Source organism: Amycolatopsis sp. NPDC051045 (genome assembly GCF_040682955.1).
Lineage (GTDB): Bacteria > Actinomycetota > Actinomycetes > Mycobacteriales > Pseudonocardiaceae > Amycolatopsis.
Genome location: NZ_JBFBCC010000029.1, coordinates 67,885 through 83,977, shown reverse-complemented (window position 1 = coordinate 83,977; position 16,093 = coordinate 67,885). Strand labels below are relative to the sequence as shown.

At 72.0% G+C, this 16,093-nt stretch carries 15 protein-coding genes and 1 rRNA gene; 14 read left to right on the top strand and 2 right to left on the bottom strand.

Annotation, left to right across the window (positions count from 1 at the left end):
- A 5S ribosomal RNA gene (rrf, locus tag AB0M80_RS39250) occupies positions 1-92 on the top strand; the annotation flags it as partial.
- A gap of 121 nt (positions 93-213) precedes the next feature.
- Here rrf and AB0M80_RS39245 read toward each other — a convergent pair.
- Positions 214-1,920, bottom strand: coding sequence for a hypothetical protein (locus AB0M80_RS39245; RefSeq protein WP_364575076.1), 1,707 nt, complete (start codon positions 1,918-1,920; stop codon positions 214-216).
- A gap of 120 nt (positions 1,921-2,040) precedes the next feature.
- On the opposite strand from AB0M80_RS39245, the gene AB0M80_RS39240 reads away from it, so the two are divergent.
- From AB0M80_RS39240 to recN, 6 genes are all read left to right on the top strand, one after another.
- On the top strand, positions 2,041-2,460 hold the full coding sequence (locus AB0M80_RS39240) for a hypothetical protein (protein ID WP_364575074.1): 420 nt from the start codon (positions 2,041-2,043) through the stop codon (positions 2,458-2,460).
- Entirely contained in the window at positions 2,453-3,424 is a 972-nt protein-coding gene (locus AB0M80_RS39235) for an HAD-IIA family hydrolase (RefSeq protein ID WP_364575072.1), read from the top strand. The genes AB0M80_RS39240 and AB0M80_RS39235 overlap by 8 nt, the downstream gene beginning before the upstream one ends.
- 17 nt (positions 3,425-3,441) lie before the next feature.
- Positions 3,442-3,639, top strand: a complete 198-nt coding sequence (locus AB0M80_RS39230) for a hypothetical protein (protein ID WP_247021542.1) — start codon at positions 3,442-3,444, stop codon at positions 3,637-3,639.
- 5 nt (positions 3,640-3,644) lie between these two features.
- Positions 3,645-4,478, top strand: coding sequence for a TlyA family RNA methyltransferase (locus AB0M80_RS39225; protein WP_364575070.1), 834 nt, complete (start codon positions 3,645-3,647; stop codon positions 4,476-4,478).
- Positions 4,475-5,401, top strand: a complete 927-nt coding sequence (locus AB0M80_RS39220) for an NAD kinase (protein WP_364575068.1) — start codon at positions 4,475-4,477, stop codon at positions 5,399-5,401. The genes AB0M80_RS39225 and AB0M80_RS39220 overlap by 4 nt, the downstream gene beginning before the upstream one ends.
- A gap of 89 nt (positions 5,402-5,490) precedes the next feature.
- Positions 5,491-7,272: a DNA repair protein RecN gene (gene recN, locus AB0M80_RS39215; protein ID WP_364575090.1), complete on the top strand. Its 1,782-nt coding sequence runs from the start codon at positions 5,491-5,493 to the stop codon at positions 7,270-7,272.
- Positions 7,273-7,277: 5 nt separating this feature from the next.
- Here the strand turns inward: recN and AB0M80_RS39210 are convergent, their stop codons facing one another.
- On the bottom strand, positions 7,278-7,718 hold the full coding sequence (locus AB0M80_RS39210; protein ID WP_364575066.1) for a MarR family transcriptional regulator: 441 nt from the start codon (positions 7,716-7,718) through the stop codon (positions 7,278-7,280).
- Between the two features lie 66 nt (positions 7,719-7,784).
- Between AB0M80_RS39210 and AB0M80_RS39205 the strand changes: the two genes are divergently transcribed.
- From AB0M80_RS39205 to AB0M80_RS39175, 7 genes are all read left to right on the top strand, one after another.
- A complete protein-coding gene (locus tag AB0M80_RS39205) occupies positions 7,785-8,777 on the top strand; it encodes a zinc-binding alcohol dehydrogenase family protein (RefSeq protein WP_364575064.1) in 993 nt (330 codons plus the stop codon).
- Complete coding sequence (locus AB0M80_RS39200; RefSeq protein ID WP_364575062.1) at positions 8,774-9,949, top strand: DUF1266 domain-containing protein; 1,176 nt, start codon at positions 8,774-8,776, stop codon at positions 9,947-9,949. The genes AB0M80_RS39205 and AB0M80_RS39200 overlap by 4 nt, the downstream gene beginning before the upstream one ends.
- 86 nt (positions 9,950-10,035) lie before the next feature.
- The gene (steA, locus tag AB0M80_RS39195; RefSeq protein ID WP_364575060.1) at positions 10,036-11,220 is read left to right on the top strand and encodes a putative cytokinetic ring protein SteA; all 1,185 of its coding nucleotides are present in this window, start codon (positions 10,036-10,038) and stop codon (positions 11,218-11,220) included.
- Positions 11,217-12,167, top strand: a complete 951-nt coding sequence (locus AB0M80_RS39190) for a copper transporter (RefSeq protein ID WP_364575058.1) — start codon at positions 11,217-11,219, stop codon at positions 12,165-12,167. The genes steA and AB0M80_RS39190 overlap by 4 nt, the downstream gene beginning before the upstream one ends.
- Before the next feature lie 326 nt (positions 12,168-12,493).
- Positions 12,494-13,654, top strand: coding sequence for an acyltransferase (locus tag AB0M80_RS39185; protein ID WP_364575056.1), 1,161 nt, complete (start codon positions 12,494-12,496; stop codon positions 13,652-13,654).
- Between the two features lie 90 nt (positions 13,655-13,744).
- The gene (locus tag AB0M80_RS39180) at positions 13,745-15,445 is read left to right on the top strand and encodes a CTP synthase (protein WP_364575054.1); all 1,701 of its coding nucleotides are present in this window, start codon (positions 13,745-13,747) and stop codon (positions 15,443-15,445) included.
- The gene (locus AB0M80_RS39175; protein ID WP_364575053.1) at positions 15,442-16,071 is read left to right on the top strand and encodes an NUDIX hydrolase; all 630 of its coding nucleotides are present in this window, start codon (positions 15,442-15,444) and stop codon (positions 16,069-16,071) included. The genes AB0M80_RS39180 and AB0M80_RS39175 overlap by 4 nt, the downstream gene beginning before the upstream one ends.
- Positions 16,072-16,093 lie beyond the last annotated feature (22 nt).

The window sequence follows — 16,093 nt, the reverse complement described above, 5'->3', positions numbered from 1 at the left end:
CGCCCGGTCCCATTCCGAACCCGGAAGCTAAGCCTGACAGCGCCGATGGTACTGCAACCGAAGGGTTGTGGGAGAGTAGGACACCGCCGAACTTACCTTCCGTACGGCCCGTTAGGATAGCCAGTTGGCTGCCCTAACGGGCCGTACGCGTATGTCCAGACATGATTTTTTTCCACGGCAGGAGGCCAGGTGTCCGAGTTCGGTCGACAAGACTCAGCGGATGATGGGTCCGGCCGGTCGGCACGCCGGGACGAAAGCTCCCGGGGCCGGCCGGACGCACCCGGGGGAGACCGGCGCGGCGCGCGGCAGGACCGCGGCGGCCGCGACAGCAGTCACCAGGGACGGCCGCGCCATGACGACCGCGGGGTCCGCGGCGGCAGCAAGCCCTTCCGCGGCGGCGACGCTCCCCGCGGCGGCGACCAGCGCGGAGGTTACGCAGGTCAGAGCCGCAGCGGCGGCCGTAGCTTCGGCGAGCGCGACGACCGCCGAGGCGGGTCCGGCAGCCGCGACAGCGGCGCCCGGCCGGGCGGCAGCCGGTTCTCCGACGGCCCGAGCCGCTCCGACGGCCCGAGCCGCTCCGGCGGCGGCCGCTACGAAGACCGGGGCAACAGCCGCTCCGGCACCCGCAACGACAGCTCGAGCCGTGGCCAAGACGACCGGGCCGGCCGGCCGCAGGGCAAGTCGTCGTACGGCGACCGCAAGCCGCGCTGGGAGGACCGCAGCGGTTCCGGCCGCCGCGACGATTCGCGTGGTGACCGTGGCGGTTACCAGCGTCGCGACGACGACCGCGGTCCTCGCACCGGCGGCTTCCGCTCGGACGACCGCAGCCGAGGTGCGAGCGACCGTCGCGATGATTCGCGTGGTGAGCGCGGTGGTTACCAGCGCCGCGATGATTCGCGCAGCGACAGCCGTGACAACCGTGGCGGTTACCAGCGCCGCGATGACGACCGTGGCACCCGGACGGGTGGCTCCCGCTCGGATGATCGCAGCCGTGGTGGAAGCGACCGTGGCGGTTACCAGCGCCGTGACGATGACCGTGGCCCTCGGACGGGTGGTTTCCGTTCGGATGACCGCAGCCGTGGCGGAAGCGACCGTGGCGGTCAGCGCCGCGACGACGACCGCGGTGCCCGCACCGGCGGCTTCCGCTCCGAGAACAGCAGCCGTGGCGGGAGCGACCGCCGCGACGATTCCCGCGGCGACCGTGGTGGCTACCAGCGCCGCGACGACGACCGCGGCACTCGCACGGGTAGCTCCCGTTCGGATGACCGCAGCCGTGCTGGAAGCGACCGTGGTGGCTACCAGCGCCGCGACGATGACCGCGGCACCCGGACGGGTGGCTCCCGCTCGGATGACCGCAGCCGTGGTGGAAGCGACCGTGGCGGTTACCAGCGCCGTGACGATGACCGTGGCCCTCGCACGGGTGGTTTCCGTTCGGATGACCGCAGCCGTGGCGGGAGCGACCGCCGCGATGACTCGCGGGGCGAGCGCGGTGGTTACCAGCGCAGCGACAGCCGTGACAGCAGCGACACCCGTGACAACCGGGAAAACCGCGACAACCGCGACAACCGGACCGGTGGCGGTTCCCGCGACTCGGCCAAGCGCTACGACCGCGACAGCAGCCCGCGCCGGGACGACAGCCGCCCCGCGGCTCGCGACCAGGGAGACCGCAAGGACCGCCGGGACGACCGGCCGCGCCGGGACCCGCAGCCGCGGGTCGGCATCCCGCTCAACGACGAGGCCCTCGCCAGGGAACTCCTCGAAGCGCCGGAGCTCCCCGAAGACATCGAGTTCTCCGACCTCGACGAGGACGCCCGCCGTGAGCTGCGGACCCTGCCGAAGGGACTGGCCGAGACCGTCGGGAAGCACCTCGTCGCGGCCGGCGGCCTGATCGACAGCGACCCCGAGGCCGCTCTCGAGCACGCCAAGTACGCCAAGGCCAAGGCGTCCCGCGTCCCGATCGTCCGGGAAGCCCTCGGCCTGGTCGCCTACCAGGTCGGCAACTGGTCGGAGGCCCTCTCCGAGCTGCGGGCCGTCCGGCGGATGACCCGCACCGACGACCACATCGCGGTCATCGCCGACGCCGAGCGCGCGCTCGGCCGTCCCGAGCGGGCCCTCGACCTCGCGAAGGAGGTCGACACGGCGAAGCTCGCGAAGGCGACCCAGATCGAGCTCGCGATCGTCGCGGCCGGGGCGCGCCGGGACCTCGGGCAGCTCGACGCCGCCGTCGTCTCGCTGCAGAGCGACGACCTCAAGGCCGAGAAGCGCGACCCGTGGAGTGCACGGCTCTTCTACGCCTACGCCGACAACCTCGCGGCTGCCGGGCGCAAGGAGGAGGCCGTCCGCTGGTTCCTCAACGCGGCCGAGGCCGACGCGGAGGACGAGACCGACGCCGCCGAGCGGGCCGCGGACCTGTCGAACGAGAACACCGGCGAAAAGGACACCGAAGCGACCGATGAGTGACGCCCTCCTCGCGGCCTACGACGCGGTCCTCTTCGACCTCGACGGGACCGTCTACCACGGCACCCGGGTGATCCCGGGTGCCCCGGAGACGGTCCGGGCCGCGCGGGAGCACGGCACGCCCGTCCGGTTCGTCACGAACAACGCCTCCAAGGCGCCGGACGAGGTCATCGCGCACCTCACCGGGCTCGGCATGCCCGCCGAGACCGACGAGGTGCACACCAGCGCCCAGGCCGCGGCCGTGCTGCTGGAAGAGCGGCTCGAGCCCGGCGCGGAAGTCCTCGTCGTCGGGACGGAGTCGCTCGCCGCCGAAGTGGCCCGCGCCGGGCTGAAGCCGGTGCGGAAGAACGGCGACGGCGTCCGGGCGGTCGTGCAGGGGCACTCGCCCGACAACACCTGGGCCGCGCTGGCCGAGGCCTGCCTGGCCATCCGCGCCGGCGCGCTGTGGGTGGCCTGCAACGTCGACGCGACGCTGCCCAGCGAGCGCGGGCTGCTGCCCGGCAACGGCTCGATGGTCGCCGCGCTGCGCACCGCGACCGACGTCGAACCCCTGGTCGCCGGCAAGCCGCAGCCACTGCTGTTCGAGACCGCCGCGCGGTCGGCGGACGCTCGGCGGCCCCTGGTCGTCGGCGACCGGCTCGACACCGACATCGCCGGCGCGGTCGCCGCGGGCATCGACTCGCTGGTCGTCCTCTCGGGCGTCGCGACGCCGAAGCAGCTGATCGAGGCGGTTCCCGCCGAGCGCGGCACCTACCTCGCGGCGGACCTCACCGCTCTCACCGCCAACCCCGACGACCTGAGGATCGGGCCGCGCCCGGGCTGGTCCGTGAGCGTGCGGGACCACGTCCTCACCGCGACCGGCGGCGGGGACGACCTGGATCTGCTCCGCGCGCTGTGCCACACGGCCTGGGAGACCGGCGTCACCGAACTCGGCGGCGACGCCGAAGCACGGTTCGGTCCGTCCTGACTGATACCGTTCGTACCGTGCAGGACCACCCGTACCCCGTCCCGGGCCCGCCGCCGGGCTCGTTCTCGCCGCAGACCGACCCGCGGGCCGGCATCGACGAAGCCGTCGCCGGGCTGGACGACCTGGACGCGCTGCCGCTCGCGGAGCACGTCGAGCGCTTCGACGCCGTGCACACCGAGCTGACGGTCGCCCTGTCCAGCATCGACAAGGTCTGATCGGCGTGCCCAAGCGGGCCCGCCTCGACGCGGAACTGGTTCGGCGCGGCCTCGCCCGGTCGCGCGAGCAGGCCTCGGCCCTGATCACCGGCGGCAAGGTCACCGTGCGCGGCATGGTCGCGACCAAACCCGCCACCGGCGTGGAATCCGGCGCGCCGATCGTCGTCAAGGACGAGGACGACCCCGGCTGGGCCTCGCGCGGCGCGCACAAGCTGCTCGGCGCGCTCGAGGCCTTCACCCCGCTGGGCCTGTCCGTCGAAGGCAAGCGCTGCCTCGACGCCGGCGCGTCCACCGGCGGCTTCACCGACGTGCTCCTGCGCGAGGGCGCCGCGACCGTGCTCGCCGCCGACGTCGGCCGCGGCCTGCTCGACTGGCGAATCCGCACTGACGAACGGGTAGTGGTCATGGATCGCACCAATGTTCGCAACCTGACTCCCGAGGACCTCGGCGGGCCGGTCGACCTCGTCGTCGGGGACCTCTCGTTCATCTCGCTGAAGCTCGTGCTGCCCGCGCTCGCCGCCTGCGCGCGCGAAGGCGCCGACCTGGTGCCGATGGTGAAACCGCAGTTCGAGGTGGGCAAGGATCGCCTCGGCAGCGGCGGCGTGGTCCGCGACCCGCAGCTGCGCGCCGAATCGGTGCTCACCGTCATCGACGAGGCCGCGAAGCTCGGGCTCGCGCTGCGCGGCGTGACCGCGAGCCCGCTGCCCGGGCCGTCCGGGAACGTCGAGTACTTCGTGTGGCTGAAGAAAGATCACGTGGCCGAGTCCACAGTGGACGCGGTAGACAGGTCAGAGGCCGAGCGGCTCGTCCGAACCGCCGTCGAGGAAGGGCCCGCATGACCACCGAACGTGAAGTGCTCCTCATGGTGCACCCCGATCGCGACGCGACGAGCGAGGCCGCACGCGAGGTTTCGGCGCGCTTCGCCAAGGCCGGCATCCGGATCCGGGTGATCGAGGAGGACGTCTGCGCGCTCATCGACCCGGACGAACACGGTGTCGGGTCGAAGTGCACTGTCGTCGCCGCGAAGGACAACCCCGCCGACGGCGTCGAGCTGGTCTTCGTCCTCGGCGGTGACGGCACGCTGCTGCGCGCGGCCGAGGTCGCCCGCCCCGCTGGGGTGCCGGTGCTCGGCGTGAACCTCGGGCGCGTCGGGTTCCTCGCCGAAGCCGACTCGGACGCGCTGGCCGACACCGTCCAGCGCGTCGTCGACGGCGATTACCAGGTCGAAGAGCGGATGACCATCGACGTCACGGTCACCCACGGCGGCACCGAACTCGCTCGCACCTGGGCGCTCAACGAAGCCAGCGTGGAGAAGAGCACCCGGGAGCGGGTCCTGGACGCGCTGATCGAGGTCGACGGCCGTCCGGTGTCCGCCTTCGGCTGCGACGGTGTGCTGTGCGCCACACCGACCGGGTCGACCGCGTACGCGTTCTCGGCGGGTGGCCCGATCATCTGGCCGGACGTCCAGGCGCTGCTGGTGGTGCCGAGCAACGCGCACGCGATGTTCTCGCGCCCGCTGGTCGTCTCCCGCGACTCGGTGATCACCGTCGGGATCGACCCGGACGGCTCGTCCGCGGTCCTGACCTGCGACGGCACCCGCCCCATCGACCTGCCGCCGGGGGCGCGGGTGCGCGTGACGTGCGGCAAGACGCCGGTGCGGCTGGTCCGGCTGTGGGACGGGCCGTTCACCGACCGGCTGGTGCAGAAGTTCTCGCTGCCGGTGAAGAGCTGGCGCGAACGGCACGCGCGGCCCGTCGAATGAAGCCGCTGAACGCGAAATTCGAACACATCGGCGACTCGCCGGGGTAGCGGGCGCGCAGAGTGTCGGTGGTGGCCGCTACGGTAGGCGGCGTGCTGGCCGAGATGCGCATCCAGGGCCTCGGAGTCATCGAGGACGCCCTGCTGGAACTGCACGCGGGCTTCACCGTCGTGACCGGTGAGACGGGTGCGGGGAAGACCATGGTCGTCACCGGGCTGCACCTGCTGTCCGGTGGCCGCGCCGAGGTGTCCAAGGTCCGGACGGGGATGCTCAAAGCATTCGTGGAAGGACGGTTCACCTACTCCGGCGTCGAAGGCGCCGAGCGGATCGTCGCCGATTCGGGCGCGGACGTGGACGAGGACGGCAGCGTGATCGCGCTGCGCGCAATCGCTGTCGACGGGCGGTCCCGCGCCCACCTCGGCGGCCGGTCCGTGCCGGTCGGCGTGCTCGCGGAGCTGTCCGAGCAGCTGATCGCGGTGCACGGGCAGAACGACCAGCTGCGGCTGCTGCGGCCGGCCGAGCAGCGCGCGGTGATCGACCGGTTCGCCGGCGACGCGGTGGCGAAACCCCTGCGCGCCTACCAGGAGATCCGGTCGGAATGGCTGGCGGTGATCGCCGAGCTGACCGAGCGGTCGACGCGCTCGCGGGAGATGGCCCAGCAGGCCGACCTGCTCAAGCACGGGCTGACCGAGATCGACGCCGTCGCGCCCGAGCCGGGCGAAGACGTCGAGCTCACCACGCAGATCAAGCGGCTCGCGGCGGCCGACGAGCTGCGCGCGACCGCGACCGAGGCGCACGTCGCCGTGTCCGGCTCCCCGGACGGCGACCCGGACGCGCCGGGTGCGGCCGGCCTGGTCTCCGAGGCGCTGCGGCGGCTTTCGACGTCCGAGGACGCCGTGCTGCGCGAGCTGGCGCCGCGGCTGGAGGAGGCGTCGGTGCTGCTCGCCGACGTCGGAGCCGAGCTGGGCAACTACGTCGAAACGCTGGACGCCGACCCGGCCTTGCTGGAGAAGGTGCTGGCCCGGCAAGCCGAACTCAAGCGGCTGACCCGCAAGTACGCCGCGGACGTCGACGGCGTGCTCGCCTGGGCCGACGACGCCCGGCGCCGCCTGGAAACCATGGACACGTCGGAAGAGGCGCTCGCCGAGCTGGCGCTGCGGCGCGACCAGCTCGCGCTGCAGCTCGCGGCGCACGCCGCCGAGGTGTCGGCCGCGAGGGAGAAGGCGGCGGCCGAGCTGGCCGCGGAGATCACCCGCGAGCTGTCCGGGCTGGCGATGGGCCAGGCCGCGATCGAGGTGACGGTCGAGCAGCGTCCCGCCGAGCACGGCGACACGCACGCGCTGACCATCGACGGCCGCGCGGTGCACGCGGGCGCCGACGGCGTCGACGACGTCGAGCTGCTGCTGCGCGCGCACGACGGCGCGCCGCCGCTGCCGGTGCACAAGGCCGCCTCGGGTGGTGAGCTGTCGCGGGTGATGCTGGCGATCGAGGTGGTCCTGGCGCACGCGGACACGGTCCAGACGCTGGTGTTCGACGAGGTCGACGCGGGCGTCGGCGGCCGCGCGGCGATCGAGATCGGCCGGCGGCTGGCCCGGCTGGCGCGGACCCACCAGGTCCTGGTGGTGACGCACCTGCCGCAGGTCGCGGCGTTCGCCGACCAGCACCTGGTGGTGGACAAGGGCCACACCGGCGGGGTCACGCGAAGCGGCGTGACGAACCTGAGCCAGACCGAGCGGGTCAGCGAGCTGGCCCGGATGCTCGCCGGCATGGACAACGAGACGGGCCGCGCGCACGCGGAGGAGCTGCTGGCAACGGCGGAGAAGGACAAGGCCGAGTTCGTGCCGAAGCGCAAGCGAGCCGCCAAGAAGAAGTAGCGGCGTCAGTCCAGCTTCGCGGTGATGCCGCGGAACACCTCCGCCAGCACGCGCGCCTGCTCGCCGCTCATCCGGTCCGCGAAGTGCCGCTGCACCCCGCGCACGTGGGTCGGCCACGCCCGCTCCAGCGCCGCCAGGCCTTCGTCGGTCAGCACCACCAGCGTGGACCGGCGGTTCTCCGGATCCGGTTCCCGCCGCGCGTAACCCGACGACTCGAGGCCGTCCACGATCCGGGTCAGGCCGCTCGCGCTGTGGACCAGCGCCGCCGCCAGGTCCTTCATGTGCAGCCGCCGCTCCGGGGCCTCCGACAGCTGGACCAGTGCGTCGTACGTGCGGTGGGACATGCCGTGCTCGGCCCGCAGTTCCGCGTCGAGCACGCGAAGGAGCAGTGCCGACGAGCGCAGGAATCCCCGCCAGGCCGCGTCGTGGTCTCGGGACAGGCTCACCCCGGGAATAGTACTCGCGCGAACAGTTGTTGTGCGGACTGTTCGCTTGCGAAGAAAGGACTCAGGATGCGCGCGGTGGTACTCCGAGAACCCGGTCCCGTCGAGAACCTCGAACTCACCGATCTCCCGCTGCCCGAGGCGAAGCCCGGCTGGGTCCGGATCGCCGTCAAGGCGTTCGGCCTCAACCGGTCCGAGTTGCACACCCGGCTCGGGCTGGCCGAAGGCGTCACGTTCCCCCGCGTGCCCGGCATCGAGGCCGTCGGCGTCGTCGACGAGGATCCCGGCGGGGAATTCGCCGAAGGGCAGCAGGTCGCCACCATGATGGGCGGCATGGGCCGCACCTTCGACGGCGGTTACGCCGAATACACCGTGGTCCCGCGCCGGCAGGTCATCCCGTTCCGCTCCGACCTGCCCTGGGAAATCCTCGGCCAGGTCCCCGAGACCCTCCAGACCGCGTACGGCTCCCTCACCACCGGCCTGGACCTGCGAAAAGGCCAAACGCTGCTGATCCGCGGCGGCACGTCCGCGCTCGGCTTCGCCACGGCGACGGTGGCCCGCGACCTCGGCGCCACCGTCTTCGCCACCACGCGGCAGCAGGACCGCCTGGACACCCTGGCCGAGCACGGCGTCGACCACCCGCTGCTCGACGACGGCGACATCGCGACGCAGGTGCGGAAGATCGTCCCGGACGGCGTCGACGCGGCCCTCGAACTGGTCGGCACCCCGACCCTGCCGGACACCCTGAACGCCACCCGCGTGCACGGCACCGTCTGCTTCGCCGGCATGTTGTCCAACCAGTGGACGATCTCGAACTTCTATCCGATCGGCTACCTTCCCGCCGGGGTGCGGTTGACCGCTTATGGTGGTGAGGCGGACGACCTGCCCGTCTCCGTCCTCCAGCGCCACCTCGACCGGATCGCCCGCGGCGAAGCGAGCCTCGGCCCGGCCAAGGTGTACCCGATGACGGAAATCCGGCAGGCGCACGACGACTTGGAGCACAACCGGACGGCGGGCAAGCTCGTCGTGCTGACCGGCCGAGCGGAGGGAGCCGCCCCGTGATCCTGCCGCCGCCCGCCGATGTCGAAGCCCAGCTGGCCGCCGCGCGGCGGGACGGCGACCTCGACCGCTACCTCGGCCTGCTCGCCGGGGAGGAGCTGTTCGTCCCGATCCGGCGGGTGGACGCCCGGAGCATCCTCGACGAGCGGGCGGAGACCTTCCCCAACGTCTACTTCGAGACCGGCGGCGACGAGTTCCTGCAGGTCTTCACCCGCGGCGCGCTGCCGGACCTCGGTCCCGACGTCGTGGCCATGAGCGGCGCGCTGGACTGGGCGGTCGACGGTGTCGGGCGGCACGAGCGCGTCGTGTTCAACCGCGGCACCCGCGGCGAGTGGCGGCTGCCGGGAGCGACGCTGCAGCCGTGGCTCGACGCGCACCTCGACGACGTCACGCCGCTGGACGAGCAGGTCGAGCGGCTGATCACCGCGCCGTACGGGCACTTGGAAGGACCCATCGCGCACGCGCTTGCCTGCGGTGCGCACCTGGCCGTGCTCAACGCGGCGCCGTGGAACCTCCTCGACGGCCGCTACCACGACTACGTCGCCGAGGTGCGGGGCCTGCGGGACTGGTGGGGCGTGCCCGACCCGGCCGGCTGGCGCGCGACCATGACCGGCCTGATCGGCGACGGCTACGCGCTGACGCCCGGCAACCTGGTGCTCATGCTGCGCTTGCGGTTCGCCGCCGAGTACGGGCTGCCGGGTGCCGACTTCGATCCGCTGACCTGGGCGCAGCTGGTGGACCGGTGGTGCGCGGAGAACGACGCCGGTGACCAGGCCGGCGAGCTGCGGGACACGGTCCGGCGGGTGTCCCGGTACGAGCGGCGGTTCCGCGCCGACGGCCTGGTCGACGCGGACGGGTGCGTCACGACGGCGCTGTCCTGGGACGTCGGCCGCGCGGTCGCCATCGCCCGCGGGGGACTGGCGGCCGGGTACTGCGACGCGCTGACCGCGGAGCTGATGGTGCTCGAAGCCGCCTCCCTGGCCCGTCGTTACCACCAGTCATGGGCCGACCTGTCGGCGGGCTACGTCATGGGCCGGGTGCTGCACGCCGGCGAAGACGAGTTCGGCGAGTGGTACCCCGCGGCCGTGCGGGTCCACCACCAGCTCCTTCAGGATCCGGCGAGCCCGTGGCTGAACCTCGATTTCGGCTCGCTTTCGGAGGAGTCGGACGCCTGAGCCGCGACCCGCCTCACCACAACGAGTCACGTCTGCTACGGCGTGGCGTACGTCGTCCCACGAGCAAATTTGTCACCATCGGCCACATGAAGCTCACCGGTTTGCTCACGCGGAACCAAGAACCCCTCCCGGGGATCACCGGGGTCGCCCGGGTCGACCGCCGCACCCGGGAGCTGCTGCGCCGGATCAGTCCCGGCGACATCGTCGTGCTCGACCAGCTGGACCTCGACCGCGCGACGGCCGACGCCCTGGTCGAGGCCGAGGTCGCGGGCGTGGTCAACGCGTCGCCGTCGATTTCCGGCCGGTTCCCCAACATGGGCCCCGAGATCCTCGTCGCGGCCGGGATCCCGCTCGTCGACTCGGTCGGCGGCGAGCTGCTGCGCTCGATCAAGGACGGCACGAAGCTGCGGCTGCTCGACGGCGTCGTGTACGTCGGCGAGCGGCAGGTCGCCTCCGGCATCGCGCAGACCACCGAGAGCGTCGCCGACCAGATGATCGAGGCCAAGGCCGGGATGTCGACGCAGCTGGAAGCGTTTTCGGCGAACACCATCGAGTTCCTGCGCCGCGAGCGCACCCTGATCCTCGACGGCGTCGGCGTGCCCGAGCTGAAGGTGCCGCTGCGCGACCGGCACGTACTGGTCGTCGCGGGCGGCAACGGGCACGCCGATGACCTCAAGAAGCTCAAGAAGTACGTCGCCGAGCACCGCCCGGTGCTCATCGGTGTCGACGCCGGTGCCGACACCCTGCGCGTGCAGGGCTACCAGCCGGACATCATCGTCGGCGACCCCACCGGCATCGGGACCGCGACGCTGCGCGGCGGGGGCGAGGTCGTGGTGCCCGCCCAGCCGGACGGGCACGCCCCCGGCGTCGAGCGGATCCAGGACCTCGGCATCGGCGCGGTGACGTTCCCCGCCTCGGGCAACGCCGAAGACCTCGCGCTGCTGCTGGCCGACGCGCACGGCGCGACCCTGGTCGTCACCGTCGGCTTCCAGGCCACGCTGCGCGAATTCCTCGACCACGGCCGGTCCGGCTCGAACCCGTCGACGTTCCTGACGCGGCTGAAGCTCGGCACGAAGCTCGTCGACGGGAAAGCGGTGGCGACGCTGCACCGCAACCGCGTGTCGATCGGCGCGGTCGTGCTGCTCGTGCTGGCCGCGGTCGTGGTGGTCGCCGCGGCCCTGCTGGTGTCCGACGTGGGCTCGGTCTACCTGGACTGGCTGACGGACACCTGGACTTCGTTCACCGCCTGGGTCAAGGGGCTCTTCACGTGATTTCGCTGCGCTACCACGTCGTTTCCATCGCCGCCTGCTTCCTCGCGTTGGCCGTGGGCGTCGTGCTCGGCTCGACCGCGCTCAACGGCTCGCTGCTGTCGGGGCTCGCGGGGGAGAAGAAGGACCTCGGCCTCCAGGTCGCCGACCTGGAGGCGCAGCGCAACGCGCTCAACGCCCGGCTGACCGACGCCGACGCCTTCGCCGGCTCGATGGGCCCGAAGGTCGTCGCCGGCGTGCTGGACAAGCGGTCGGTGGTGCTGGTGACCACCGCAGACGCGCGCCCGGCCGACCGGGACGCACTCAAGCAGCTGGTCGGCCAGGCCGGGGCGGCCGTCACCGGCGAGGTGCAGCTGACGTCGGCGTTCGCCGACCCCGAGAAGGCCGACCAGCTCCGTGACGTCGTCACGCGGCTGCAGCCGGCCGGCTCGAAGTTCCCGACCGCGGGCGACTCCGGCACGCTCGCCGGCGCATTGTTCGGTTCGGTGCTGCTGCTGGACAAGACCACGGCGAAACCGCAGTCCTCGAACGAGGAGCTGGCGGCGGCGCTGGCCGGGCTCACCGACGGCGGGTTCGTCAAGACGGGCCAGGACGTCAAGCCCGCGCAGCTGGCGATCGTGCTCACCGGCGCCCAGGCGACCGGCGACGGCGCGGGTGACCGCGCGGCGACGATCGCCCGGTTCGCCACGCAGCTCGACCGCAGCGGCGCGGGCGCGGTCCTCGCGGGTGACGCCGGTTCCGCGGAAGGTGCCGGCGCGCTGGGCGTGGTCCGGGCGGACACCTCGGCGACGTCCATCCTGTCCACAGTGGACAACGCCGATACCTCGGCGGGGCGGGTGAGCACCGTGCTGGCGCTGAAGGAACAGCTCGACGGCGGCGCGGGCCGCTACGGCGTCGCGGGCAACGCGCAGGCGCCCGCCCCTGGCGTCACCGCCCCGGCCGGCAACTGACCCCGGCCGGCGCGAGGCCGGCTCACTTCAAGGGCGGGGTCAGGACACCCGCACCGGCCACGTGTCACCACTGTGCGTCAGCCGGGACGTGCCGCTGCTCTTTCCGCAGGTCACAGCTTGATGACGAAGGTCACGCTGCGTACCGGGAGGCTCACCCGTTAACATGATCGGCGGGGCCTCGCTCCCTGAGCGGAAGTGGCATATCCAACAGCCCGGGAGGCCCCGGCCAACAGGCGGTTCCCAGTGGCTTCATGGGAAATTCACAGAATGGGTGGCAAGTCTGACAACGTGAACCACGCCGACGACGGTGCCGGATCGGCGGCACGATGACGACCGCCCAGGCCACGCTCGAAGCCCCCGCCCGCGACGCGAGACCGGGCGGCAAAGCGCCGTACCTCCACCAGATCGACCTGTTCCGGTTGATCACGTTCGCCTGCGTCATCCTCATCCACGTGGTGGGCGCGACGAACTTCGCGCAGGACGTCGGCGCCAACGCCGTCGAGACGCCGCTGCACTTCACCCGCGAGGCGTTCTTCGCGCTCACCGGCTTCGTCCTGGTGTTCCAGAACCGCCGCCGCGAGTTCACCGCCGGCGACTTCTGGCGACGGCGGCTCCCGCTGGTTGCGACGCCCTACCTGGCGTGGTCGATGTTCTTCTGGGCGTACTCGCTGGTGACCGGCGGGCAGCAGCCGGGTTCGCTCGAGGCGTCGATGCGCCTGCTGCTCGCGGACCTCGTCACCGGCGGCGCCTGGTACCACCTGTACTTCCTGCTCGTGACGATGCAGGTCTACCTGCTCTTCCCGGTGCTGATGAAGCTCCTGCGGGCGACCGAGGGCAAGCACCGGTGGCTGCTGCTCGGCAGCGGGCTGGTGCAGGTCGGCGTGACGCTGTTCATGACCTACCAGCCGCTCGGCGTGAGCTACGAGACGATCACCCACCTGTACGGCACGATCCTGCCGTACCAGTTCTACACGCTGTTCGGCGCCGTGGTGGCCATGCACTTCGAGACCGTGCACGCCTGGGCCGGGCGGCACCGGCTGCTGCTGGGCGGCGCGTTCGTCGCCGTCCTGGCCGGCACCGAGTGGTACTACCTCCGTACTGTCCACAGTGGAACTTTCCCGCAGGTGGCCAGCGACCCGTTCCAGCCGTACCTGATCCCGTGGTTCCTCACCGTCATCGCGGCGATCTACGCGTTCGCCACGCGGTGGGCGGCGCGCCGCCGCGAAGGCAGCCGCGGGGCCCGCGTGGTGTCGTGGGCGGCGAACCGGTCGTTCAGCATCTTCCTCGTGCACCCGCTCGCCCTGGCGCTGCTCGGGCCGGTGATCCCGGTGGTGGCGGAGCACTTCGGCGCGCCGTGGCTCAGCGTGGTGATCTACCTGGGCACGATCGTCCTCACGGTCCTGATCGTCGAGGTGCTGCGGCGGCTGCCCGGTAGCCGCGCGCTCACCGGGAGGCCCCGGCTGCGGCGGGCGAAGGCCGCCGCCTGACCTCACCCGTGCGGGTGGCGCGGGTCATATCCGGCGCGCCGGGTGAGGCGCAGCGCGCGGATCTCCGGGCGTGGGATATGCTGGCGGCCCGTGGGACTTCAGTCACGGGCAACCAAGTACGTCTTTGTCACCGGAGGCGTTGCCTCCTCTCTGGGTAAGGGACTCACGGCTTCGAGCCTGGGTCAGCTCCTTACCGCACGCGGGCTTCGCGTCACGATGCAGAAGCTCGATCCATACCTCAACGTCGACCCCGGGACGATGAACCCGTTCCAGCACGGTGAGGTGTTCGTCACCGACGACGGCGCCGAGACCGACCTCGACATCGGGCACTACGAGCGGTTCCTCGACCGCGACCTCGACGGCAAGGCCAACGTCACCACCGGCCAGGTCTACTCGGAAGTGATCGCCAAGGAGCGCCGCGGCGAATACCTCGGCGACACCGTGCAGGTCATCCCGCACATCACCGACGAGATCAAGGCCCGGATCACCGCCGCGGCCGAGCCCGACGAGAACGGCCAGTCGCCGGACGTCGTGATCACCGAGGTCGGTGGCACGGTCGGCGACATCGAGTCCCTGCCGTTCCTGGAGGCCTGCCGCCAGGTCCGCCACGACGTCGGCCGCGACCAGTGCTTCTTCCTGCACGTCTCGCTGGTGCCGTACCTGGCGCCGTCGGGCGAGCTCAAGACGAAGCCGACCCAGCACTCGGTCGCCGCGTTGCGCAACATCGGCATCCAGCCCGACGCGCTGGTCTGCCGGGCCGACCGGGAGATCCCGGAGGACCTCAAGCGCAAGATCGGCCTGATGTGCGACGTCGACACCGAGGCCGTCATCGCCTGCCCGGACGCGCGGTCCATCTACGACATCCCGAAGGTGCTGCACCGCGAGGCGCTCGACGCCTACGTGGTCCGCCGCCTCGGGCTGCCGTTCCGCGACGTCGACTGGACGGTGTGGGGCGACCTGCTCGACCGGGTGCACAACCCGAGCGAGACCGTCCGGGTGGCCGTCGTCGGCAAGTACATCGACCTGCCGGACGCCTACCTGTCGGTCACCGAGGCCCTGCGCGCGGGCGGCTTCGCCCACCGCGCCAAGGTCGAGATCGTCTGGGTCGCCTCCGACGACGCGCAGACCGCGTCCGGCGCCGCCTCCGTGCTGTCCGGTGTGGACGGTGTGCTGATCCCGGGCGGGTTCGGCATCCGCGGCATCGAGGGCAAGGTCGGCGCGATCGAGTACGCCCGTACCCGCGGCGTCCCGCTGCTCGGCCTGTGCCTCGGCCTGCAGTGCATGGTCATCGAGGCCGCCCGGCACCTGGCCGGCATCGAGGACGCCGGCTCGTCGGAGTTCGACGAGAACACCAAGCACCCGGTGATCTCGACGATGGCCGACCAGCGCGACGTCGTCGCGGGGGAGCGGGACATGGGCGGCACCATGCGGCTCGGCGCCTACCCGGCGAAGCTCAAGCCGGGTTCGCAGGTCGCCAGGGCCTACGGCAGCACCGAGGTCTCCGAGCGGCACCGGCACCGCTACGAGGTCAACAACGCCTACCGCAAGCAGCTCTCGGACGCGGGGCTGGTGTTCTCGGGCACCTCGCCGGACGACCGCCTGGTCGAGTTCGTCGAGCTGCCCGCCGACGTGCACCCGTTCTTCGTCGGCACCCAGGCGCACCCCGAGCTGAAGAGCCGCCCGACCCGGCCGCACCCGCTGTTCAGCGCGTTCGTCAAGGCCGTGGTGGACCGCAAGGTCGCCGAACGGCTGCCGGTCGAGCTGCCCGAAGCCCCGGTGGCCGCCCGATGACCGCGCCGGGCGAGCACGAGTTCAGCGTCGCGGCCAGCCGTGACGTCCACATCGGACGCGTCGTCGGCCTGCGCATCGACGAGGTCGTGATGCCGGGCGGGGACACCGCGACCCGCGAGGTGATCGAGCACCTGGGTGCGGTGGCGATCGTCGCACTGGACGAGCAGGACCAGGTCACGCTGATCCACCAGTACCGGCACCCGCTCGGGAAGCGGCTGTGGGAGCTGCCCGCCGGCCTGATCGACCACCTCGGCGAGGACCCGGTGGGCACGGCTCGCCGGGAACTCGTCGAAGAGGTCGGCCTGGCCGCTGCGGACTGGGTGACGCTGGTCGACGTCGCGGCGTCGCCCGGCTTCACCGACGAGGTCGTGCGGGTCTTCCTGGCCCGTGGACTGTCCGATGTGGACCGCGAGGTGCTCGGCGAGGAGGAGGCGGACCTCGTCATCCGCAAGTTCCCGCTCGCCGAGGCGGTGCGGATGGCCCTGGCGGGCGAGCTGGTGAACGGCGCCACGGTGTCCGGGGTCCTGGCCGCGCACGCGGTGGTCACCGGCGTGGCCGAGCCGCGTCCGGCGGACGCCCCGTGGGAGGACCGCCCGACGGCGTTCGCCAACCGCAAGGAGTCCTGACCGAAGTCCGTGAATGCCACCT